Origin of the sequence: Fictibacillus barbaricus, assembly GCF_031457135.1 — a bacterium.
Taxonomy (GTDB): Bacteria; Bacillota; Bacilli; order Bacillales; family Fictibacillaceae; genus Fictibacillus; species Fictibacillus barbaricus_A.
Map to the genome: position 1 here is coordinate 1 of NZ_JAVDWA010000004.1, position 23637 is coordinate 23637.

25 protein-coding genes and 2 other annotated features are annotated in these 23637 nt (G+C 33.4%); of the genes, 5 read left to right on the forward strand and 20 right to left on the reverse strand.

Going from position 1 to position 23637, the window contains the following annotated elements:
* Window positions 1-108: 108 nt before the first annotated feature.
* From J2X07_RS12420 to J2X07_RS12435, 4 genes are all read right to left on the reverse strand, one after another.
* Window positions 109-504 carry a hypothetical protein gene (locus J2X07_RS12420; protein ID WP_310259061.1) on the reverse strand — a complete coding sequence of 132 codons (396 nt, stop codon included), beginning with the start codon at window positions 502-504 and terminating at the stop codon, window positions 109-111.
* Between the two features lie 691 nt (window positions 505-1195).
* On the reverse strand, window positions 1196-1360 hold the full coding sequence (locus J2X07_RS12425; RefSeq protein ID WP_310259063.1) for a hypothetical protein: 165 nt from the start codon (window positions 1358-1360) through the stop codon (window positions 1196-1198).
* Window positions 1361-1906: 546 nt separating this feature from the next.
* Window positions 1907-2383 carry a DUF5662 family protein gene (locus tag J2X07_RS12430; RefSeq protein ID WP_310259065.1) on the reverse strand — a complete coding sequence of 159 codons (477 nt, stop codon included), beginning with the start codon at window positions 2381-2383 and terminating at the stop codon, window positions 1907-1909.
* Between the two features lie 67 nt (window positions 2384-2450).
* Window positions 2451-2702, reverse strand: a binding site (T-box leader).
* Between the two features lie 152 nt (window positions 2703-2854).
* The gene (locus J2X07_RS12435) at window positions 2855-3298 is read right to left on the reverse strand and encodes a VOC family protein (RefSeq protein WP_310259067.1); all 444 of its coding nucleotides are present in this window, start codon (window positions 3296-3298) and stop codon (window positions 2855-2857) included.
* Window positions 3299-3385: 87 nt separating this feature from the next.
* On the opposite strand from J2X07_RS12435, the gene J2X07_RS12440 reads away from it, so the two are divergent.
* Window positions 3386-4324: a helix-turn-helix transcriptional regulator gene (locus J2X07_RS12440; protein ID WP_310259069.1), complete on the forward strand. Its 939-nt coding sequence runs from the start codon at window positions 3386-3388 to the stop codon at window positions 4322-4324.
* Between the two features lie 534 nt (window positions 4325-4858).
* Here J2X07_RS12440 and J2X07_RS12445 read toward each other — a convergent pair.
* From J2X07_RS12445 to J2X07_RS12460, 4 genes are all read right to left on the reverse strand, one after another.
* Window positions 4859-5146: a hypothetical protein gene (locus J2X07_RS12445; RefSeq protein WP_310259071.1), complete on the reverse strand. Its 288-nt coding sequence runs from the start codon at window positions 5144-5146 to the stop codon at window positions 4859-4861.
* 189 nt (window positions 5147-5335) lie between these two features.
* On the reverse strand, window positions 5336-6313 hold the full coding sequence (locus J2X07_RS12450) for an NAD-dependent epimerase/dehydratase family protein (protein WP_310259073.1): 978 nt from the start codon (window positions 6311-6313) through the stop codon (window positions 5336-5338).
* 130 nt (window positions 6314-6443) lie between these two features.
* A complete protein-coding gene (locus tag J2X07_RS12455; protein ID WP_310259075.1) occupies window positions 6444-7223 on the reverse strand; it encodes a class I SAM-dependent methyltransferase in 780 nt (259 codons plus the stop codon).
* A gap of 177 nt (window positions 7224-7400) precedes the next feature.
* On the reverse strand, window positions 7401-8270 hold the full coding sequence (locus J2X07_RS12460) for a LysR family transcriptional regulator (RefSeq protein WP_310259077.1): 870 nt from the start codon (window positions 8268-8270) through the stop codon (window positions 7401-7403).
* A 122-nt stretch (window positions 8271-8392) separates the two neighbouring features.
* Between J2X07_RS12460 and J2X07_RS12465 the strand changes: the two genes are divergently transcribed.
* The gene (locus J2X07_RS12465) at window positions 8393-9655 is read left to right on the forward strand and encodes a benzoate/H(+) symporter BenE family transporter (RefSeq protein ID WP_310259079.1); all 1263 of its coding nucleotides are present in this window, start codon (window positions 8393-8395) and stop codon (window positions 9653-9655) included.
* A gap of 233 nt (window positions 9656-9888) precedes the next feature.
* Here the strand turns inward: J2X07_RS12465 and arr are convergent, their stop codons facing one another.
* The 10 genes from arr to J2X07_RS12515 form a co-directional block, all read right to left on the reverse strand.
* A complete protein-coding gene (gene arr, locus J2X07_RS19985; protein ID WP_396194145.1) occupies window positions 9889-10638 on the reverse strand; it encodes an NAD(+)--rifampin ADP-ribosyltransferase in 750 nt (249 codons plus the stop codon).
* A gap of 501 nt (window positions 10639-11139) precedes the next feature.
* Window positions 11140-11388: a hypothetical protein gene (locus J2X07_RS12475; RefSeq protein WP_310259081.1), complete on the reverse strand. Its 249-nt coding sequence runs from the start codon at window positions 11386-11388 to the stop codon at window positions 11140-11142.
* A gap of 376 nt (window positions 11389-11764) precedes the next feature.
* Complete coding sequence (locus J2X07_RS12480; RefSeq protein ID WP_310259083.1) at window positions 11765-12121, reverse strand: hypothetical protein; 357 nt, start codon at window positions 12119-12121, stop codon at window positions 11765-11767.
* A 162-nt stretch (window positions 12122-12283) separates the two neighbouring features.
* Complete coding sequence (locus J2X07_RS12485; RefSeq protein WP_310259085.1) at window positions 12284-13006, reverse strand: tyrosine-type recombinase/integrase; 723 nt, start codon at window positions 13004-13006, stop codon at window positions 12284-12286.
* Between the two features lie 177 nt (window positions 13007-13183).
* Window positions 13184-13594, reverse strand: a complete 411-nt coding sequence (locus tag J2X07_RS12490; RefSeq protein WP_396194260.1) for an RDD family protein — start codon at window positions 13592-13594, stop codon at window positions 13184-13186.
* Window positions 13595-13749: 155 nt separating this feature from the next.
* Entirely contained in the window at window positions 13750-13890 is a 141-nt protein-coding gene (locus J2X07_RS12495; protein WP_310259815.1) for a YczI family protein, read from the reverse strand.
* 1063 nt (window positions 13891-14953) lie between these two features.
* Entirely contained in the window at window positions 14954-15775 is an 822-nt protein-coding gene (locus J2X07_RS12500) for a GNAT family N-acetyltransferase (RefSeq protein ID WP_310259089.1), read from the reverse strand.
* 116 nt (window positions 15776-15891) lie between these two features.
* Entirely contained in the window at window positions 15892-16068 is a 177-nt protein-coding gene (locus J2X07_RS12505) for a hypothetical protein (protein ID WP_310259091.1), read from the reverse strand.
* Between the two features lie 156 nt (window positions 16069-16224).
* Complete coding sequence (locus J2X07_RS12510; RefSeq protein ID WP_310259092.1) at window positions 16225-16737, reverse strand: DinB family protein; 513 nt, start codon at window positions 16735-16737, stop codon at window positions 16225-16227.
* 146 nt (window positions 16738-16883) lie between these two features.
* Entirely contained in the window at window positions 16884-17339 is a 456-nt protein-coding gene (locus tag J2X07_RS12515; protein ID WP_310259095.1) for a YrvL family regulatory protein, read from the reverse strand.
* Between the two features lie 261 nt (window positions 17340-17600).
* Here J2X07_RS12515 and J2X07_RS12520 point away from each other — a divergent pair, with 261 nt between their 5' ends.
* Window positions 17601-18251, forward strand: a complete 651-nt coding sequence (locus J2X07_RS12520; RefSeq protein ID WP_310259097.1) for a cupin domain-containing protein — start codon at window positions 17601-17603, stop codon at window positions 18249-18251.
* Window positions 18252-18427: 176 nt separating this feature from the next.
* On the opposite strand, the gene J2X07_RS12525 is transcribed toward J2X07_RS12520, so the two are convergent.
* Complete coding sequence (locus tag J2X07_RS12525; protein WP_396194149.1) at window positions 18428-18844, reverse strand: hypothetical protein; 417 nt, start codon at window positions 18842-18844, stop codon at window positions 18428-18430.
* A gap of 886 nt (window positions 18845-19730) precedes the next feature.
* Window positions 19731-20771 (reverse strand): VanZ family protein, encoded by a 1041-nt coding sequence (locus tag J2X07_RS12530; protein ID WP_310259101.1) that lies wholly within the window; start codon window positions 20769-20771, stop codon window positions 19731-19733.
* Window positions 20772-21208: 437 nt separating this feature from the next.
* Window positions 21209-21459 (reverse strand) — a binding site (T-box leader).
* Window positions 21460-22017: 558 nt separating this feature from the next.
* Between J2X07_RS12530 and J2X07_RS12535 the strand changes: the two genes are divergently transcribed.
* Both J2X07_RS12535 and J2X07_RS12540 read left to right on the forward strand, forming a co-directional pair.
* Window positions 22018-22686: a PepSY domain-containing protein gene (locus tag J2X07_RS12535; RefSeq protein WP_310259103.1), complete on the forward strand. Its 669-nt coding sequence runs from the start codon at window positions 22018-22020 to the stop codon at window positions 22684-22686.
* 258 nt (window positions 22687-22944) lie between these two features.
* Entirely contained in the window at window positions 22945-23634 is a 690-nt protein-coding gene (locus J2X07_RS12540; protein ID WP_310259104.1) for a response regulator transcription factor, read from the forward strand.
* Window positions 23635-23637 lie beyond the last annotated feature (3 nt).

Genomic DNA, 23637 nt, shown 5'->3' on the forward strand with positions numbered 1-23637 from the left:
CGGAAGGTTATTTGTCATGGACAAATTCAGTATAACATGAATAATTGTAGGCTTTTAATGAAAAATGTTGACAAACTATTAGCTGGTTTTGTGGAATAAAATCATACGTTACTCTTCTAAAAAGTCATTAATATATTCTTTCAATTCTTCTTTAACATCTTCAATCGTCTCATCAAGTAATTCACCAATAATTTTACTGCCAGGAATTTTTTTTGAAGTGGGCATTCCTAAAAAATAACGATTGCATTCCCATATGTTAATTGTATGTAAATCAATAAGTTCCTCATTATCTTCAGAAATTCCAATCGAAATCGAGGAACGATATTCAGTCATAAAAGGGTCGTTACCCTCTTTATAAAACCCAGCATCAAAATCTAAATTCTTCTTAGCAAAAACAGGTTTATACTTCAATAACAAACGATCAATATGGTCTTTTAAAGCAGCTTCGGTATTTCTGATTTTCTCCAATAAATCCTCTGAAAACTCTTTTTGTTGATATTTCATATAGAAATCACTTCTTTTCATAAAAGATTGATTAAAAATTCGAGAGTTATTAATTATCTCCTTCTTCAACAATCCTGCCCCGTTAGTGCAATAGTCTGTCTATTAATACGTTCAATATAAAATAAAATATTGATAAACAAACAACAAAATAAACCAATCTAAGAAGATGTTTCCTCCAATTAGCTTTATCCTTTAAGAATACGGACAAAAATATTAAGATACCTACTATTAAGATTTGAAAATACATTGACATTAAAACCACCGTTATCCGTTTAATTTTATATTAGTTTGTACCATACATCTTCGGAGTTCAACTAAAAAAGATATTCTCATCTTCAAGAAACGCACCCGATAGTGGAGAAACTTAACACTTTAACAAAATTCAATCAACAGGCATGTGCCATACTAGTGAATATCTCCAACAAAGGTGTATTTTGAATTGATTACTTGGTAAATAAGTATTATAAATATCAATTAACTCTTTTTTACTAATTTACTAAATACCTATCATTTTTCATATGTTCATGCATAGCAACTATTTCTTCTTCCGTTTTCAATCGCTGAGGTTTTCTCTTTAAATAGTACTTTTTAAAGGAATTGCTGACTGTGTAATTCGGATTCCATTCAATTCATAGTCAAGAGAAACAATCTATCTATTTGGGTCGCAAATCTCAAATGTTGCGTTCCCTCTTTATGCATTAGGAATATCAAATGCAACTTCAAAGGAATTAGGAATTTTAAACGTATTAGCATTTTCCCCATTTTTGTTATTTACATTATTTGCTGGCTTACATGCTGACAGGTCAATCAAGAAGACTACCCTCATCACAGCAAATTTTGGGAGAGACTTTCCCATGGTTTTTTCCCCTTTATGGAAATTAAAAATTGTGCATCAACATAGGGATGAAAGTAGTTAATATACTCCTTACTTATTAATTTCGATGATAATATCATTTTAATTCTATTAAGATGACACATGTCTTAGCGCAAAGTCATATATTAAAAGTAACACCAATAAAGAATCTTTTTATTTAATAAAATAGACTTCACCTTTTAATTGGTTTTAAGGATGCGACAGCATCCTAAGGAGGAAAAGAAATGAATAGAGAAAAAGAACAAAAAAATGTAAGTCCTTGGATGAAGCCGTTAAGTCCACCACCTCCTCTCGGGTGTCAACAAACAACTGAATCTTAACTTGAAAATAGATAAAGCCAGCATGTTAAGCTGGCTTTTCATTATTTGCTTATTATTATTTTTCCTGCCCGTTTGTTTAATAAAAAGAGCTGCAGCATAGCTCCGATGATTCAATAAAAGCGCCCGATTGCGTAGTAACATTTGTGGTTAACTTATCCCAAATTGGTCATTATCTTTTTACTCTTCCTCAGCAAAACGTTTCTTCTGTCTAATGTGATGAAATATTTTCATCACATTTAACATCAGACTTATTCATTATTATCCTAAGTTCTCTTCTTGTATCAGGATGTAATATGAGGTGATCTGTTAAATCTAGTTGAGAATTTTTAACTTTCTTCCCCCATTTCCTTGAAAAAGACTGCCAATCACAAACCATTTCAATGAGATATTTTCTAGGCATTGGCAGTGCCTGTTTATTCTTTGGATCAACAACCCAATAATCCGAATGATGTTTATTCTTGTGTTGATGGTGTAGCCAAGCATACTTCCATTTCAATTCTTCATTGGCACTTATTTCTCTATCGGTGGAGAATTTTATCGCGTAAGGTAAAAATTCAGCTGGAGAAAATTTTGACAAATCGTGTGTGATTCCTTGTAGATAAAGCCCTTCTTTCCAACATTCAACAAGAACATTTATTTTATGTTCAATAATATATACAAGGTTTTTCAAACAAGATTTTAACATTAAAACACCTCCAAAATCGTTTGCTTCTTCCTACCCATTAAAAAAATCCCACCCCCAAGACATTTGTCTTGGGGACGAGATTATATAATCGTGGTACCACCCCAGTTTATTCATATGTCACCATATTAACCTTATCAGGTACGGCAATATTGCTTATACCTTAGCTCTATAACAGGAGCTCTGTCACGCTATCACCCATTAAAGGATCCAACTTGACACTCAGAGACTTGTTTCAATCGATGGTCCTTACTCCCTTTTCAGCAAACAGGAGCTCTCTGTAAAGAAACTTTCGGTTTACTCTTCTCTTCATCGCATTTTATTTTAATTATGGTGACATTTTCTGTAAATTAGTGTAAATTCAATGCATAAATTCTTAACTACATTGTATTTGGACTTTACTAGAAAAAACACAAATTCATACTTCAAGGGCTGCGCCAAATATTAGAGCATTACAACCTCAATATTATCTACTTAAAAGTCATGCTTGGTTACGGTTAATTGGATAATGACCCCAAAAGGATCTCGCACTATGCTATAGCCAGGGCTAAATGAATTTGCTTTAAAAGGTTTTAAGATATGGACTTGATTATGCTTAATTAGATTATGATAGATTGTTTCAATGACTGAGAAATCTTTAGATTGAATACATAAAGATGAGCTATTACTTAATTGCCATGGACGAGTTGAGTCCATTTCTTCTTCAGCAATCATGATTTTGTTACTGCCAATTTGTAAAACAGAATGCGTTATATAGTCATCCTGACCTTCTTCATACTCAAACCGCGGATTAATCTCTTTCATTTCTTTATAGCTTTTCTTAAATAAGACCTCTGCCCCTAAATACTGTTCATAAAATGCAATTGCAAGAGCCCCGTGCCCATTAAACGATAAAAAAGGAATTACTTCAAAATTCATTCTATTGCCTCCTTTGTAGATGTTCTTTACACTTATCAGTATAAAATCATAAGGTGACAGGAGCTGGCACCTATAAGGAGATTTTTTATGAAAAAAGTTGAGCGTTTAAATCAGATGTTACATTTTATCAATCAAAAACAAATGTTCACATTGAAAGATTTAATAAATGAATTTCAAATTTCTAAAAGGACAGCGCTACGTGATATTGCATCATTAGAGGAAATCGGTGTTCCTCTTTTAGTAGATTATGGTCGGTATGGAGGGTATCGATTACTGAAATCGATGACATTACCACCGATTTCCTTTACGAGCCACGAGGTATTTGCGCTTTATTTTGCCATGCAAGCGCTGCAAAGCTTCACAAGTAGTCCTTTTCAAATATCTTTTCATTCTATTAATGAGAAGTTTTTAAATGGCGTTTCACAAAAGCATCGTGATCAAATCGAAAGCTTTCAAAAGAGAGTATCTTTCTACCACACTGAACAGATGTATGAATGTGTTTACCTGGAGGAACTCTTGATAGCTGCGGTTCACACTAAAGCTTTAAAACTACAATACACAACCCCCTATAAAACAACAACCCGGTGCATACTGCCTATATCCATTTATGCAATGAAAGGTTATTGGTACTGCCAAGCTTATGATTTAGATAAAAAAGCTTATCGTGTTTTTCGCTGCGACAGAATTACCTCATTAGAAGCAATAGAACTTGACATTGCCGAAGATTTAAAAGAAATAAATATATATAACGTCCATAGTCTCTGGAAACCCTCAGAACAAGCCTCCCGTTTTAAATGCTTGATTACAGAAACAAGTTTAGAATTATTTAAACAACAACAATATCCTTCCATGAAAGTAGTACATGAAAATGAAAATATGTATTTGATGGGAACGTATGAGCCAACTGAAACAAAATTTATCATTCAGTATTTATCTAGTTTTGGTAAGTCTATAAAAATAGTGGAGCCAGCCTCTCTGAAAGAACAGTTAAAGCAGTACTATTTAGATTTAATAAATCATTTGTAATGTGTATGTAAAATAATCAAATATGACTATCAGTAGAAAGGACACTCCGTCATAGGGTAGGAGAAACCATCACTGTGATTTAACACCTTAAACCTTTGTGTACTGATTAGTAATGGTTTTCCCATTTACTATTTATGTAGAATTAGTATTACCAAATATGAATTAATGTTGACATCCGCTATAGTAACAAGAGATGGATGGCATTTGGAAAATATACCCTTTTAGACATTACTTATTTTTTTCGGATTCATTATTAAAAGAAAGAAAAAAATCCACAAGCCAATTATTTTTATCAAGTATAAGGTGTGAAGTTAGTAGGGTTAACAAATATGTAATCGCTCCATATTCTTCTTGAATCCCAAATATATAACCTACACAAAAAAATAACAGAATTGAGAACAGAATCAATAAAACTAAGTGTGTAATACCTATTTTCATCATGTAATCTCCTTATGATATTGGATTTATCCCCGTAATTATACAAAAGTCATCATTTCATACCTTATTCAAAAACCCTGTTACATTTCTAGGTAACTAGTCTTCAGATGACTCATCATATCGTTCTTCAATTCTTGCACCCTTAAGCTTTATAACTAAATCAAGTAAATGATAATTTTTTTTCTTTAAAAACAGCATTTCAATGACGAAAGCAAATAGACATAACCCCATTACTGAATCAATTATATTTTGAACTAACATTGAACCAATTTTTAGACTACGAGTGATAATATCAGTAAATAAAATAAGAAAGAAAAACACCCGCAATATTTTTTGCTTTTTTGAAAGATTAGATACAGGTTCAAAAAAAGTATTTAACTTCATAAAAATTTCTCCAATTTACCTTTAATTTATATATTTCATTATACCTCAAATATGTTGATGACTGCTTTTTCATTCTACCGATTATTGGTATTTCTTCATCAACTAACTCAGCTTCGTTAGTTCAGTAACTTCAAATAAAAAAAGAGTACTTCTCCTTCTTGAAGAAAAGCACCCGTTAGTTGAAGAAAGTTATATTTTGTTAACTTTTGTACTATCTATTACATAGTCCACCTTTGGCATTTTATCGTAATTCGGTAGGTGGTTTTGTTTTTGGTACCATTGATATGCTTTTAATATTCCCACCTTCAGGTTAATTTCAGGTGAATACAACCCTGAATTTTTAAGTTTTTCCGTTGACATCAAAAACGTATTATCACGAAATGGGAAAAACTCCCTTGGCACAACTCCTATTTCATTCATTTTGGTCGTTGAAATTTCCACCTTAGGGACCTCTTGTTCTAATACCGAAATAGCTGTTTTGATTAATTGTCGCCAAGATACCTCTTCAGAGTTTGCCAAATTATATACCTGTCCAATTGAATTCTCGTTAAAAATCGTACTTGAAAATACGTTAACAAGGTCATCAATGTGTATAAACTGTACTAAGGTGTTACCATCACCTGGATAAGGTATAGGTAGTTTATATTGAATACGTTCAAACAGAAATGCTTCTCTATACAGGTTGTTCCCTTCCCCATAAATATATGGAGGACGAAAAATGATTATAGGGAACCCTTTGATTTTGTATAATTGAATCAAATAATCTTCTGCATTTTTCTTATCTTCACCATATTGTCCCCAATTTGGGTTGTAACCCGTTTCAGCAGTCTCTGATAAACGTGATTCAGAAGATTTATAGACCGCACCAGAGCTACAAAACACATATCTCTTAAGTCTATTTGGATTTATCACAGAAGTTAGAAATCGAACATCTTCCTCGGTATAAGCGGAAATGTCAAATACATAATCATACTCTATTTCATTTAAAGTATTAAATAGTTCATTTTTATTTCTCCTGTTACAAATATAATGTTTATGAACTCCCTCATAGTCAATAACTCGTTTTCCTCTTGTTAGGATATCTACTTCATAACCCTTAGAAATTAAATGAACCACTAATGCCTTACTAACAAATTCAGTTCCGCCCATAACTAGTATTCGACTCATATATCCAACTCCTAAGATAAAGTTTCTATTCTACACTTACTCAACAATCCTACACGTTCGTTGGATAAGTTCAATAAAAATTACACTTCTACTTCTTGAAGAAATGCACCGTTGAATAAAAAAGTTATTACTAGAATTTCATTTTGACCGCACGAGTTGCTACAAAGCATTTTATAAATTTATCGAGTGGTCGACTTCCACCAAAATCATCTTCGTATAAACCTGCAATAACAAAACCAGCGTCAATCTGCCCCTGTATTTGTGCCTCTAAACTATGACCGTACTCAATAGTCTTATTAGCCATCAAATGTTCAGTTATTTCTTCACTAGTCATCTGATCTAGCGTGGATGAAGGAATTGAGTTTTTCACAACAAGATTCCCCTTCATATCCTCTTCGTCATCAAAAATAAACAATAGAGGATTAGTAAATCCCGAAATAAGAACGCCCTTGTCTTTTAATACTCTAGATGCTTCCTTCCAAACAGGAGTTATATCTTCAACAAATAAGTTTGCTACTGGATGCACAATAAGATCAAAAGATTCATCACCAAATACAGATAGATCAGACATATCTCCCTGTATCGTAGTTAGCTCTAAATCATTTTCCGTAGCAACTAATTCATCTTTTTCTAATTGTTTTCTAGAAATGTCCAAAACGGTTACTTCTGCCCCAGTGGCTGCTAGGACAGGGCCTTGTTGTCCACCTCCAGAAGCTAGACAGAGTATCTTTAGTCCTTTTAAAGAACTAGGAAACCAACTTTTCGGTACTGGTTTTCCTGCTGTTACAGTAATCTTCCATTCTCCTATTTTGCTCTTTTCGATAATCTCTTTGGATACAGCCTTTGTATATACCGAACCTTCTTCTACTTTTTTGTCCCAAGCTTTGCGATTCTGTTTCACAATGTTCATATATCTATCTCCTAGTTGTTTGGATTGTCTTTAGTTCATTCCATTCCATAAAAAAAGCATTTCTCCTTCTTGAAGAAATGCACCCGATCGTGGAATAACACTTTACAAAATTGCTTCGCTTTTTAATCCATGTTTCAACGTTGAAGTCTTTTACTTTTGAGTAAACAATTTTGGTGTCTAAAAAAGTTTTAAAAATTCTTTTGCTGCTTTTGATAAGTAACTATTCTTTCTCCAAATTACTTTGGGTTCAGATATTAAGGTCTGATCCTTTAGCTGAATGACTCTCAATCCTCCCATAGAATGGAGGGATAATAACGAGAGGGGTAAGATCGTTGCACCAAACCCCGATGAAACGAGACCCAGTAACATAATTAAATCCTGACATTCGCATAATATATTTGGTTCTAAATCTAACCGTTGAAATTCATTGACAATTTGTCCATAGGCACCTAAACCATAGTTTGGTCGCAGAAGGATCAATGGCAAATCGATGATTTCCTCTAACCTGCATTGTTCTGATCCACTCCACGTCCATTTTTCAGGCAAAACAAGCACATATGGATCACTTTTCAATGTCATTTGAGAGATGCTTTTTTCTGTTATTGGACTATTTGTTATCGCAATCTCAATCTGACGTTTCGATAACATTTTTATGAGATGAATCGTTTCACCCTCCCATACTTTGAATGTAAGACCAGGATTTTTCTCACGAATCTCTACCACCTTAGAAAGAATTAAAGATGCACAATAAAGATTGGATCCAACAGATAAAATCCCACTGGCGCCTTTCCTCAATTCTTGAACTTCAACCATTGTTTCATCAAGTTTATTTAATAGTTCTTTTGCTCGAAGAAGTAATCTTTCCCCCTCCAAGGTTAAATTAAGACTTTTGTTATCCCGATCAAATAAAACGACGCCTAGCTCTTCTTCCATTTGTTTGAGTTGTTTGCTCAAAGGGGGTTGAGCCATATTTAATTTCTTTGCAGCGGTCGTGATTTTACCTTCTTCTGCTATAGTTACAAAGTATTTTAACTGTCGAATATCCAAGATGAAACCTCCATCATACCCAAAAGATATAGTAAAAAGATAAAACAGATATTTTAAGTATCGATAAATTGAGTATACACTAAGATTTAGTGTGATTCATATGTTGAAGGAGTGTGACTTTGTTGTTCAAAAAAAATACCATACAATTTCCAAAGCTTTTATCGGTTGGGAATATATCGAATGGATTTGTGGCCTGGCTTTTTGGTTCAGCAGGACCATTATTAATTGTATTACAAGCTGCTGCAAAAGGTCATTTGTCTGGTAGCATAACCAGCTCATGGATTTTCGCCATTTATGGAATGGGGGGACTCCTAACGCTCATCGTCTCCTTATATTATGGGCAGCCCATAGGCTACGCCTTTTCTATACCTGGAGCCATTCTTGTCGGCTCAAGCTTAACCCATTATTCTTTCAACCAGGTGGTTGGTGCCTATATTATAACCGGGATCCTTATTTTTCTTTTAGGATTATCTGGTTTTGTTACAAAATTGATGAAGGTTTTGCCTATGCCGGTTATGATGGGAATGGTGTCAGGCGTCTTACTCCCTTTCGGAACTGGAATGATCGGCTCGGTTGTAAAAAATCCTTTACTCAACGGAATCCCGTTATTTGTCTTTTTTGCTCTTTCTTTTTTCTTGCGATTTTCAAAAAAATTTCCGCCTATATTAGGGGCCATCATTGCAGCAATTCTTTGTCTTAAATTTTTGCCGAACGTTTCTGTACAGCCTCTTCATATAAAAATGGGCATTCCCCATTTTATCATCCCATCATTTAGTTTTTCCGTTGTAGGGGAACTTGTCATTCCGTTACTCTTAACGGTTATTGCCATACAAAATGCCCAAGGGATTGCTATGTTAGAGACCCATGGCTATCGTCCACCGATCAAAGCCATGACCAATTGGAGCGGAATCGGCACCATTATTAATGCTTTTTTTGGAGGCCACCCAGCCTGTATTGCAGGTCCCATGACGGGCTTACTTGTTAATAAAGAATCAGGCAAACTTGAACATAGGTATGTCGCTGCTATTGTATTAGGAGTATTATCCTGTCTATTTGCTCTATTCTCTCCAATAGCTTCGCAAATTCCACATGTCATTCCTGCCTCATTAATTCAATTACTAGGTGGCATCGCCATGATTAGTGTACTGGTTGACTCTTTGAAAATGAGTTTCTCTGGTCCCTTCAAATCAGGCGCCCTCTTTTCTTTTATAATTACAATCTCTGGGATCTCTATTCTCCATATCGGAGCGCCATTCTGGGGTCTGGTTGGGGGTACCTTGGCAACCGTATTCTTGGATAAACAAGATTTTTATTTATCCGAATCAAATGACCAAAAAAATGAAACTAAATTAAGTGAAGCTCTTTACAAGGACAAAATTTCCTAACACCGTTACTTAAGACTTCGGATACATCTCATGACACAATAAACAGACACCTAGACATAGTGCGGTCTAGGTGTCATTTATTTCTTTTTATAGAATAAAAACCTCATTTACTTATGATAAGGCTCTCCACTATTAGTGCCACACTACATCTTCAACAATCCGGCCCAATCCATAAAGAAAGGGTACATTTCATATTACAGAAATGCACCCGTTTTACTCCATTTGAAATATATTCAGTTAATAATTTCGCCCTTGTTTTCGGCCAAATTTTTGTGCCATTCACTTCGCTCCGTAGTTGTCAGTTTCGCCCACTCAGTTTCTTCACCAATAATTCTTAAAGGTTCTTGAGAACGATAAGATCGTGTTAAGTTACCCGGGAACTTTTTGTCAGTAACATTTGGGTCGTTTTCAAATTCACCTGTTGGTTCTATTTTATAAACGCGTTCTCTTCCTTCTCCTTTTGCTAATGCTGCTGCAAGTCCTGCACCATTGGTATTAGCAGTGAAATAAATGTGGTTCATTTTAATCCCAGGTTTGTAATTTGAATTTCCACCCGCTGTCAGCAAATCACCAACCTGTAAATCTGCCTTTGTTCCATGATAAAATGGACCTTCATCAGAAGGTGCACCGCGATATGAGTTTGACAATTCATAATTTCTTTTTGCATTATCAGAATCACCCAACTCCTCATAGCATTTGGCAATGTTTAAATATAACGTTGAGGTTGCACTCTTAACATTATCATCATTTATATTTAGTGCACACTGTAAAGAGGTTTCCATCCATTTCAATTTGTCTGTAATACTCTTTTGTTTACGAGCCAAATGATAAGCTGCAATAAACCTTTCATAGTCGTCTTTTGCTTCGTGCCATGCTTGATGAAACATCGTGATTGCACCTTCAACATTTCCGCCATCTTCCATGTTCATCCCACTCATACAGAGTTTAATAACGACGTTGTTTTGATCAAATTTTATATTCATCTAATCTTACCTCCAAATTAAAGAAATCAAATTTTTGAACTACATTTCTCCAAAACCCTTTAAAATCCCATGCCTTACAGTGATATTTTTCAAAAAATAAATTTTTTCCGCTAACTGTCCGAAACAAACCAATGTAGTATATCTGGATATAAAAATTTTTTTCCCACTTAACCAACTTCACATGATTTTCATAAACTTGTTCTGTTTTTCTTTGAATGGCTAGTACATTTGAAATTAGAAAGTGTCTTCTTGCCTCTAAAGTCATACAGTAGATTAAGAATTTCATCTTTTTTTCATGTTGTATTAAGAGGTTAAACTTTTCAAAGATATTCAATAAAGACACACACCAATCTTATGGTTCATTCAGGCTTGTAAAATAAGAATTCGATTAAAATATTATCATTTCTTATTTAACAATCCTGCTCGTTTGTTTAATAAGTTCCAAAAAAAGGCATTAATCCTTCTTGGATCAACGCACCCGATAGTGAAGTAAGGACTGTATTATAGTTTTGCTATTTTAATAGCTCTTTTTACAGCTTGAGCTAATTGACCTGGGACTATTTTTTTGCCTAACTGAATAATCTGTTCCTCCATTATTACATAACCACGACGTGGTTTTCTTTGATAAGGTCGAACATCATATCCATCTTTCTTATTCCACTCGAATTGAATTAGCTTCAAGTTTTTGGTTGCCTTTCCATAGCCGTTGATTCCCAGAACTCTTTCGATAATTGACTGTTTACTCTCCACATTTGGTTCTTTTGAATGGCATAATTCCATAGACTTTAATAATTTTTCTTAAAATTCAAGTTCATTGTATGGATAATTAACCTTAGAAACTACATCAATCGTTCTATTTAATCCTTCCAATTTTTTAGATTCCCCACAAGAAATGATAATCAAATCATTGAGCGGATTACAATAAATAAGTACAACACCATAACTTTTTAACATTACTAATCCTCGCAACTGAGTTTTAATTAGGGTAACTACCATCATTTTTTCTTCATTTTCTCAATAAAACCTTCTTCAACTATACTGCACGTTTGTTTAATAAGTTCCATAAAAAAAGGCGTTAATCCTTCTTGGATAAACGCACCCGATTGCTCAATAACATTAATTCACATTATTGATGTTTTTTAAGATAATCAAGCAACTGCTTGTAATCACTCGATTTATACAATACCTGTTTAGTGTCAAAAACCACATAGGTAGGCAATTTCTTTAATTTTAGGAACCCGTATCTTTTTTGTGCACTTTTTAATGAAGTTGCAGCATTAATTTTGCTTACATTTAAAATTCCTTGTTTTCTTAAACTGTCGCTTGATACTGTATCTAATTTCTTATCTAATACAAAAAGAGAAAACGTTCCCTCTTTTTCTGCACTTAATGGATGTTGATTTAAATCAATATCTTTCTTTTCTAAACAACCAACTAATAAAAACACAATGGCAACAATCGTAAATCCAATTCTAATCTTCATATATCCCCCTCAATAAATGGTTAACTATACTAATATCTTTTTTCTCATTGCATTTATATGTTCAACAATCCTGCTACGATTGCTTATTACCAATTATTTCAAATTATATCATTGAACTCAATCCTAAATTCAATAAAAAAAGTACGTCTACTAAAACGCACTTTAGAAATATCTACTATAAAAATCCTGTCTTTGCTTCCCACTAAATTGAGCGTATATGATTATAGCACGACTAGATATACGCTTTATGATGTACCTGATGAGATCAATACTCATCCTTCTTCTAGGTTTCCTATTTGTGATAAACAAACATGGGTCTGTATCGTCTCTTGAATCCAGATACCTTTTTAACCATAATGAGCACCGAGTATTAAAGTAAACTTCACGTTCTTTATCACCTTTTCCGTGTACAATAACAGAGTTTGTTATAAAGTTAATATCATTACGGTTTAATTTTACTACTTCCCCAATACGACAACCTGTTGAGTAAAAGAACTCAAACAAAGCATTTTCCATAGTGTTTTGACAAGATTCTCTTAAATGTTCAATTTCAAGTTCAGTTAGGAATTTTGGAATTCTCTTGCCTAGCTTTGGTTCTTTCAATTTTGCTGCAGGGTTCTGATTAATAAAACCTTCATCATGAGTCCATTTGAAAAAAGAGCGAATAAACCTAACTCGGTGCCCTAAGCTTGATTGTTTTAAATGCTCTCCTTTGTCAATTAAATAAGCTTTTAACTGATCGGTAGCTACTTCATTCATATCAATGTCTCCAAAATACCGAAGTAACAAATTATACTGATACGAATACGTTTTTAATGTTATTAATGAATACCCTTCTATCTTTTTATCAAGCTGGTACTTCTCCCACGCGTTCGAAAATAACATTTGACCTCACACTCCATGAACCAATTAAAATTTTATTATAGTATTGGCATGGAAAGGAAAAGCCAAACACTGTTTATTCAACAATCTAATAACTAATCAAAAACAAATTAAAGGATGCTTTTGAATAAAAGCACCCGAATGTTGAATGACTCATAATTGATTTGTAAAGTAAAGGGATTAATTAGGTCTTTCGTATGTCACATAAGTTCCTGCAATAATATCATGGAGTGATCGTTTATCTTTTCTAAATATGACCATGCATACACTAACTATTATGCCAATTCCTAATGTGATTCCATAGACGAGCCCTGCCACTACTAAGCGTAAGATCATCGTTCCTAATCCGAGCTTTTCACTATTGACTTTCGCGATTCGAATTCCTGTGATTTTCTTTCCTATCGTATAACCGTACCAAATGACAGGAACAATCAATGCATAAAGAAAATTAATAAAATTTACGTAAATGTTTTCATTCATATTACCTGTAATAAAGTAACTTATTAATGAAAGAGGTAATGAAACAATAAGTCCATCTAAAATAGTAGCAAGTAATCTAATCAAAAATCCTGCATGTTGTGTAAACAAGATAATTCTCCTTTAATATTTTTGATATTTTATTTTTAATAAATTATCCATTAAATTTAATAAATAAGCACTCCTCAATCTTTTATAAAAATGCATGTCGATTCTAACTCTTTTATACAATAAAAAAAGCACTTCTTCTTCTTGAAGAAATGTAACATTTACTTCAAGAAGAAACTTTCAATTGATACAAATAGGATAAATATAGATACAACTATACTTAGCCAGCCGTAACTTTTTTGTCCCTTTTGAAATTCCCTTAATCCGATTACTAACATCGTAAAACTTAAAAACAATATCATATATGGTTGAAATTTAAAGTTCTCAGTAACCAATCCATACCCTGCAAGTGAAGTGACTATTATTGATAAAATAATCTGCAAAATCTTTAACAATTTAACCTCCCCTTTTTTACCAAGTTACCACATACTCCTAATTGGTTGTTCAACTATCCTGCCACGTTTGCTGAAGTAAAGGTGCAGATCTTCTTCTTGAAGAAATGCACCCGTTAGTTGAATAAGAAACCATTAAAATTTATAGAAATCAATTTAAAGAAAAGGGCGATAAATTAGAAAATAGCCACTTAGAGATACGATTCCAATGCTCAAAACATAAGTTAACTTATTGTTTACTTTTTTATAGAACCAACCGCCTAATATAATTAGACTAAGAAAGTCGAAAATAAGTTGAAACAAAAAAGTATCATTTTTATAAAAATAAATACCCACACCAATTGTTTCTGCAACTAATCCGCTTACTGGTAATGCGTATAATAAACTATTTAACTTATTCGGTTTATTCCAGAAATGAAGTATGTAAGCAATGATACCACCTACTAAGACAACAATATTATACAACATAAATAAATTCCATTGAAAACCTTCAGTGTAAAACCTAGGTATAAAATAACCAAGTAAATATAACAAAAAATAAAAGCTAAAATTCATACTGAACAAGTACAAGATTACGTTAATAGCAGCATTTTTATTTGAAGAACTAAAATATATAACTAATGTTGTCGTAAATATCCAAAAACCAAATAAAGTGGCTATTGAACTGAAATTCCACAGATTGTCGTTCGGAAAAAAATCTGATAGTCGTGTTATTATTCCTGCCAAAATGCCCAGACCAGTAGAGAGAATATATGACTTCAAACTATTCAATTTTATTTTTATCAACTCTTCCATTTATAGTTCAATTGTTTTTCAGAATAATTAAACAATCCTGCTACGTTTGTTCAATAAATACAATAAAAAAGAGCATTTCTCCTTCTTACAGAAATTCACCCGATTGTTGAATAAGAAAAGTCTCATTTTTTTACATCAGAAAATTCTTTTAAACTTCTCTGCATCAAGTCTACTTGTTTTAAAGTAAATATGTATAATAATCCTGTGAATGTACAACTTTGAATCCTACTGCTTTATATAACCCAAGGGCATGGTCATTTTTTGTTTCAACTTCTAGGTGTACCGAATGCCCATCAGAACTTTGATCTTTTATGACTAGGCGCAACACTTTCCTGCCGATTCCTTTACCTTGGTGCTCTGGTAAAATGGAAAATCCATATATCCAAGCTTGCCCATCTTTTCGTGAAACACGAATTTTCCCTACTGTCTTTTTATTCACATCGATCATTAACATATCGGTGTTTCCCTCTTTGTCAAACGAATGTTCCATCGATTGGGCATCTTCTTGGGACATTCCGAATGCTTCAACAGACAAACGTATACGCATGTCCAAATCATCTACTTTTGCTTGTCGAAGTGTTAAACCCTCTACTGGATCTAAGGATCTTTCTTGCCACACCATTTGATGTTCTGAAAATGTATAATTAGCACCTAGTTTATACAAAAAAGCTTTTGCAGCATTTGATTCCGCTGGTGTATTCAATAAGATTTTTTTGTATTGGCTTTGTTTAACTGTATCCATTCCTTCTTGGAACAACTGATGAAAATGTCCCTTCCGTCGCTCACTTGGTTTCACCATGCCGCAAACTTCGACTGTAGAACCAAAAGGATACAAACCTAAAAACGCGACAAGTTCGTCTTTTTCATAATGAAAAAAGTCTAGTTGATAAGATTTGCGATTCTCTAGCATATCCCAGTTAAGTTTCAGCTGTATATTATCATGATTCTCACACACTTTTTGTAGTTTTTTAATATCTTGAAGTTGTTGTTTCGTTAACATAGTAATCTCCTTTATTTTTTAATCTAAGTTACAAGCCTTTATTAGTTCAATAAAAAAAACACATTCGTTTCCTAAAGAAATGCACCCTTTAATGGAATAAAGTTTCCTACTCTTAGTTAAAATCCATTTGGACCATCACCGCTATTCCAATCACCACCATATTTCCCTTGCCTTATACTTGGGTCAACACCATTTGTATGTTTATCATTCCTTCTTTTCTTTCTTCTGAAATCTATAATAAATGCTAACACTAACACTAAAATTACAATGACTAAAATTAACAACCACCACAAAATTAATTCCCCCTTTTTAAAGCGAAATTTTCAAAAATATATTAATTCTTAAATTCATGTATTCAACAATCCTGCTCGTTTGTTCAATAAGTTCAATAAAAAAGTGCAGATCTCCTTCTTAGAGAAATGCACCCTTTAACTGAATAACTCTTTTTATTATCTAACTGACAACATTTTTCTAATAAGTCGTATTTGACCTCTATGATTAATTTCATCTTCAAAGACGTGGAACCAAATAAAATAATTATTAGATTGGTTGTTATCCCATAATCTATTTTCATACAGCCATTTGTCATTTAGCTTAGCAAATTCTTGTAACGTTCTTTGTCGTACTTCTTCAAGTTTATTGATGTAAAAATCTAAGGAATTACCCTTGATATTCTGTCTTCCTTTTTCACCAAGACTATATGGGTCTCCCCATTCAGCCATCTCTTGTTGATTTGGAGTTCTGCCATCAAATATCTCAATTTGAAATCCCTTTTCAATTGCTGCGATGTGTAATAACAATGCTCCTATGCTATTAAAATCTTCACTTGGCAAAAAATCTAATTCTTCGGTAGTTAACCCTTTTACAGCGTCTAACGTTGTCTTTCTAGCATAATCCATCTGTGAAACTAAATGACCTATTTGATGAGTAAAACCCTGTAATTCAGAAATCTTAAAATCCATTGAAACAAACACCCACTTTTTAAATTTACTTCAGAAATAAGGAGTAACTCTAAACAAGTTACTTTACAATCCTGCACGTTTGTTCAATAGTTCCATAAAAAAGGCATTAATCCTTCTTGGATCAACGCACCCCATTTAAGTAAAAATTACTTTTTAGTTTTTTCTTTATTATCAAAGGCAATTTCTATAAAGAATAATAATAAAACGGCAATGATTTCTGTTTTCAATGGAATTGTAATGCTTTCCATATATTCATCTACTGTATGCAATGCTAGCCAAGTAAATGTCCAATCAATAACCATCCGTATAATAAATAATTTATATTTACCTGATACATATCGTGATGAACATGCGATTAAAGTTATAGAGAATAAATCCACCACACCACCAAAAAGAAACAACAACAACACAAATCCTATAAGGGAGTATGGCGACGTATATCGTACTCCAAATAAATTAAAAAAGCCTACAATCCCAAAGAATATACTCCCTATAACAAACGTAAAGGATATGACAACTAAGAGGATTAAAGCTTTAATAACCAATACTTTTTCAAATAAATTCATATCTCGAAATGGATTTTTTTTATTTTTATGATTCATTACTTAGTCACAATTCCTTATTCGTAAACTTTCAAATTTATAACATTTATCGCCCATCATTATAGCATATCTTCTTCCACTAACCTGCCCGTTTGTTTAATAAGTTCCGTAAAAAAAGGCGTTAATCCTTCTTGGATCAACGTACCCGATTGTGAAAGTAGCACTGAATCATCAAATACTCCGAACACACCGAAATTTTGGGAATTGCATAACATGCTATGACAAATTGTTTTTATCGCTAATAAATGAGGTGATGAATTTATGGTTTCATATATGGACTATACATCTCCATCTACTCAATTTACGTTTGATGTAAATAAAAGTCCTTTGTTTATAAAAGATAACGAGAATTTTATCAACGTGCTGGGTATTAAACAGTTAAATACTCTAGAAAATGTGTCTCTACTAGACATTTTCCTTAGCACTAGCAATGTTGTAGAACCCCATTATCACCAAAATGCAGCTGAGCTTGTCTATTGTATTTCGGGTTCTGCTGTTGTATCAATATTTAACCCTTTTACAAAGCAATTACTCAATTTCACAATCACACCTGGACAAGTGGCAAATGTTCCACAAGGTTGGTGGCATTTTGAAATAGCTTTGCAGGATAACACTCATCTTTTAGCCATTTTTGATGCACCTACTCCTGAAGTAATTTTAGGTTCTGACATCCTAAAATTCACTCCTGCAAATATAATGGCTCATACTTATTGCCTTGATGAAAATCAATGGAAGCAAGCAATTGCACCAGTAAAACCTTCAACATATATAGGACCATACAAGGACTGTGAAAGAATTATGGAAAATGTTCAACATCAAAATATCGATCAACAATATCAAAAGCTCCAATATATTCAACAATACCCACAAACTCCATACATTTATCAACAGTACCGGCATTATTGGGGTTAAGGGATTATTTAAATACTGTTAATGGCATGGGAAAACCATGTCTTTTTTTTTATAATTCCAATAAAGCATAAAAGAATTAAACGAAAAGAAAACTTAACTCAATTCTCCTGCCTTTAAATTCAATAACAAAGTCCACTTCTCCATCCTAGAGAAATGCACCCGATAGTCCAGTAAGATTATTTACTAACTAATTTCTCAAGATAATCATACTCTATTGCATTATCTTTCGTTTTAAAGAAAAAACCATTGTATATAATTGTATCACTTGAATTTATTGTAAACTCTTTAGTTACTTTTCCTTCGTTATCAAAAATAGTAGTTCTAAAACTGTAACCCATATACCCAAAAGAAGATTTACCCTTTTGAAATGTAACATCGTTAAAATTATTGATAATATGGTTAATATTATTTTTATCGGTAATTATGGTTTTAATCCCAGTATTTCCATCGAAGATAGTGATTTTAGAAACCTCGGTTGGCTCTATGCTTAGTATTTTATGAGGTATATACGTTAAAGCGAAAATCAAGGCTAGAGTGATTGAGAATCCAATTGCGACCCGTTTAATCCATTTTATTTTATTCAAAACATACACCCTTATTAAATTGTTATTTTTAACTTGCTGTGCTATCCTGCTACGTTTGTTTAATATGTTCCATAAGAAAAGGCGTTAATCCTTCTTGAATCAACGCACCCGTTCGTAATATAAGGTTAGCCAGATTTTCTGGTTGACCTTTTTTTATTTGGTCTTATTATAGCGGTAGTCGGGGTAGAACGTAGCACCCGTGGGACTGATCCCGTCAACAAAACTGTTCACCCCCTACTTGTATAAACATGTTTCAGGCTGGTTGGGACAAGTAAGATCCCGTTTAACTAAAAGAAAAACCTTCCAAGATAGAAATATCGGAAGGTTATTTGTCATGGACAAAATTAGTATATCATGAATAAATATAGGCTTTTAATGAAAATGTTGACAAACTATTAGCTGGTTTAGTTGAATAAGGAGAGATGTACTAAAGGCTTTTTAATATACTGCAAATAATTGTTATTATAACAAATACAAGATAGTATAATGACAACTTTTTAGCTTTCTGGTTATATTCCTCTTTAAGCACTTTTCTCTTTTTCATTTCTTTATTGAAGTACATATACACCTTAATGGTTTCATACAAGCCCAAAACAAGAAAAATAAAAAACAACAAAAAACTAATCAGTTTTATTATAGTTATTATTAACCCCATTATGGTTTCTCCTTAATCAGACAATAACTTTAAAATAATTATAAATTATTATTGGGAAATCCGTATATATTTCTTCAACAAACCTGCACGTTTGTTAAATAAGTTCCATTAAAAAGTGCACTTCTCCTTTTTGAAGAAATGCACCCGTTAGTTTAAGTGAAATTAATCACAATACCAACAACGAAAATAAGGTACCCCTCTCGTATGTAGCTTATTTTAGTTTCTTTGTTGAGGTTTTTGTTAGAATAATGCTCTTATTTTTTCTCTTATAATGTTTATAACTTTTTGACCTGAGTTTACCTCTGTAAGAGAAATATCCCACATCACAGCATTTGTAATTGGATTTGGATCTTTGTTAATTACTTTTATTGTAAGGTCAGTTACGCCATCTAAAGGGATTTGAAAATTCTCCTCGCCTGTGATTGATAACCCTAACGAATAAATGACTGTTCCGCTACTGATGAATTCTATGTCACTACCTTCTGTTCTTGCATCGTTAATTACATCGTCCGGTATAGCGACATAGCCTGTTATGTTTTTATATTTGCCATCTAAGTGATACGTGAATTCATTGTTTTTCGTATTATTCCTACTATACAGATTTATTTGAGGTGTAACCTCTTTTCCGTCTACTGTAAAGCTGGACAAGTTTTCGTCCCACTTTACAGACCCATCTTTTACGATCAGTTCATTCAGAGCTGCGGTTTTTCCTCCCCCTTTTTCTAGATAATTATTGATACCGCCAATAATTATAATAGTACAAAGGGCAAGTACCATAGCCATTATAAATATTTTGCAAATCCGTTTGGGTTTATCTCGGTCACCGGTGACTATTTGCTGTGCCGCATATCCTACCGAAGCACCTAATAAATTGATTATGATATCGTCTATATCAAAAGCTCCCAAACCAGAAAACATTTGTAGGATTTCAAGTATTGTTATAGACAAAATAAAAAAGGTTATAAAACGTCTAAAACTACATCGAAACAGGAGTGGAATGATAATCCCAAAAGGTATGAACGCTACAAAATTCCCAAACTGAAAAAACCAATTTTGAAAGTCTCTTCCCATTGGATAGTGCAATTGAATCGCTCCAGGTATTGGGTTAAATCGTAAGCTAGAGTCATGCCCTAGGGAACCTCTATTGAAACCAAGATACAAGAAATAGAGGATCAAACCTGTATATAATGTTAACAACACAATCGTTATTTTTCGTAACTTTCCTTGATACATAATTACAATCCTTCCTTTTCCGCAGAGACAAGCAAACTGAAACTCCATAATGCCCCTTACGCACTCGCACATTTTCCAATTATACCATTAATAAACAGTGCTGATTGTGGAGTTTCAGTTTTTTAACAACTCTGTTTTACTAATTCTTGTTGAGCTAACCTGCCGCGTTTGTTTAAGGAATTCAATAAAAAAGGTGCTTAATCCTTTGGGGATCAACGCACCTTATAGTTCAAACATAAGCAATTACTGGAGCACTCTATGTTTTTTATTTTCTTTTTTACTTTTAAACTTAAAACAATTTGATAAAAACCAAATAGTAGCCCTACGGTTATTAGGGAAATAAAAGTAGTATACTCACGAGGAATAGTTATATAGATTAGTACCATTAACAGGATGAACACTAGGTAACCTAAAATTACTAGCTTAATTTACTATACAAAGTTACGCACATATTTTGAACTTTAACTTGCTTTGGCGTCTATTGTCTTGGGGATGAGATTATATAATCGTGGTACCACCCCAGTTTATTAATACGTCACCATATTAACCTTATCAGGTACGGCAATGTTGCTTATACCTTAGCTCTATAACAGGAGCACCTGTCACGCTATAACCATTAAAGGTTTCAACGTGCCACTCAGAGACTTGTTTCAATCGATCATTCTTACTCCCTTTCAGCAAATGGGAGCTCTCTGTAAAGAAACATTCGGTTTACTCTTCTCTTCATCGCATTTTGTTTTAATTATGGTAACATTTTCTTCAAAATAATATAAATAGTATTTTATACTTATTAAACAATCGTGCTACGTTTGTTTAATAAGTTCCATAAGAAAAGGCGTTAATCCTTTTTGGATCAAAGTACCCGATTGTTGAATATGTAGCAACTTTTCTTTATCTTTTTGACAGGTAGCCGTCATTGCATGTGTAAATAAACTCTCACACTGGATCTTTGCCCTTTTAAAAAGCAGAACGACTTACCAAGATATAGTTTAAAGTCTATATCTATCCATTAATTAAAATACCTTCCAAAGTTGAATAATCGGAAGGTTATTTGTCATGGACAAATGTAGTATAACACGAATAAATATAGGCTTTTAATGAATAATGTTGACAAACTATTAGCTGGTTTTGTTGAAGTACGAATTACTCATGAAGATAATTAACCATTTTTTTGCAGAATTTTTTTGGAAATCTATTTCTTTTCAAATTCTAATATTCTTTTAACCATTTTTATATTTTAAAAGGGTAGTATGATAGGTGTTAAGAGACATTTTTAAAGGAAGGAGGAAAACGAATGAAGAAATCATTGATTGTGAGTGGCATGGTGTTATCTATTCTCGGTTATGGTGCTCTTGTATCGCATCTCCCTATCCACAATGCTTTCGCTCAAGGTTCCATTGCTGTACCAGAGGACAAAGATGGTCTTGACCAGGTAAAATGGGCCAACAAAGCAACGCTGACATCTGTTGAAGCTCAAAAAACCGCCTTAACTAAGGTCTCTGGCAAAGTGTTAGAAATAGACCTTGATAAGAACCACGGAACGATAGTTTACGATGTTGTCATTTATGACGGATCGACTGTAAAAGAGATTACTCTTAACGCTGACACTGGCAACGTATTGAAAGTGGCAGAAGACGATGATGGTGAAAAAAAGGTAGAACATCTCCATGCAACTTCCGATGTGTCGTCTAAAGAGGATGATGAGTATGGCTATAACCAAGTAAAATGGGCTAACAATGCCAAATTATCTTTAGTAAAAGCAGAAAATTTAGCTCTGGATGAAGTCTCTGGCAAAGTATTAGAAATAGACCTTGATAAGAATCAAGGAACAATTGTTTACGATGTGGTTATTTATGACGGATCGACTGTAAAAGAAATTACCCTTAACGCAGATACTGGCAAAATCCTAAAAATAGCAAAAGACGATGATGCTGAAAAATTAGAACAACTACAGAACAAGTAAGCCCAGCACAAGCTTAAACTTAGGTATGTGCATGAAGCCGCTCCCAAATTGATTATTATGCTTTTGGGGCGGCCCTTTTTAAATTCTGAAATTAGGTTACATTAAAAAAATTTCCGCTTTTCCGCCACCAGATCATGAGCATCTTTACAGTCTGACCGAAAGAGCGAATTTATTTAAAGGAATTAGCACCTCTTTCTAATTGCTTCTGTTCTAATGATTTCTTTATTTGTTACATTGAACTAAAAAGGAGTATGTTTAATGGCTACTAAAAAGATATTAATTATAGAGGATGAAAGAAAAATTGCCCGTATCTTAAGTTTAGAGCTTAATCATGAAGGTTATCAAACGGATGTTGCCGAAAATGGAATGATAGGATTAGAGAAAGTTCTGTCCTCAAAGTGGGACTTAATCCTTTTAGATGTTATGTTGCCAGAAATAAGCGGTATCGAGGTATTAAGAAGGATGAGGAAGAAAGATACATCCACTCCCGTCATACTCCTAACTGCCAAAGATACTGTCCCTGATAAGGTGAACGGACTAGATCATGGGGCAAACGATTATATCACGAAGCCATTCGATATCGAAGAGTTATTCGCAAGGGTTCGGGCATGTTTTCGCATGACTGATAGAAATAAAACCTTTGAACAGTCAGATGTTTTATCTATTGAAGACTTAACCGTGAACCCTGATACCCGTGAGGTTACCCGATATGGCACTTTAATTGAGCTAACACCGAAAGAATTTGATTTACTTGTCTTTCTATTAGAAAATAAAAATCATGTATTATCCAGAGAACAAATCATAAAACAAGTATGGGGTCATGATTATCTTGGTGTTACAAATGCTGTCGATGTCTATATTCGTTACTTAAGGGAAAAAGTTGATAAAACATCGGACAAAAAGCTTATCCAGACATATCGTGGTGTTGGTTATAGCATAAAAGAGTAAGGA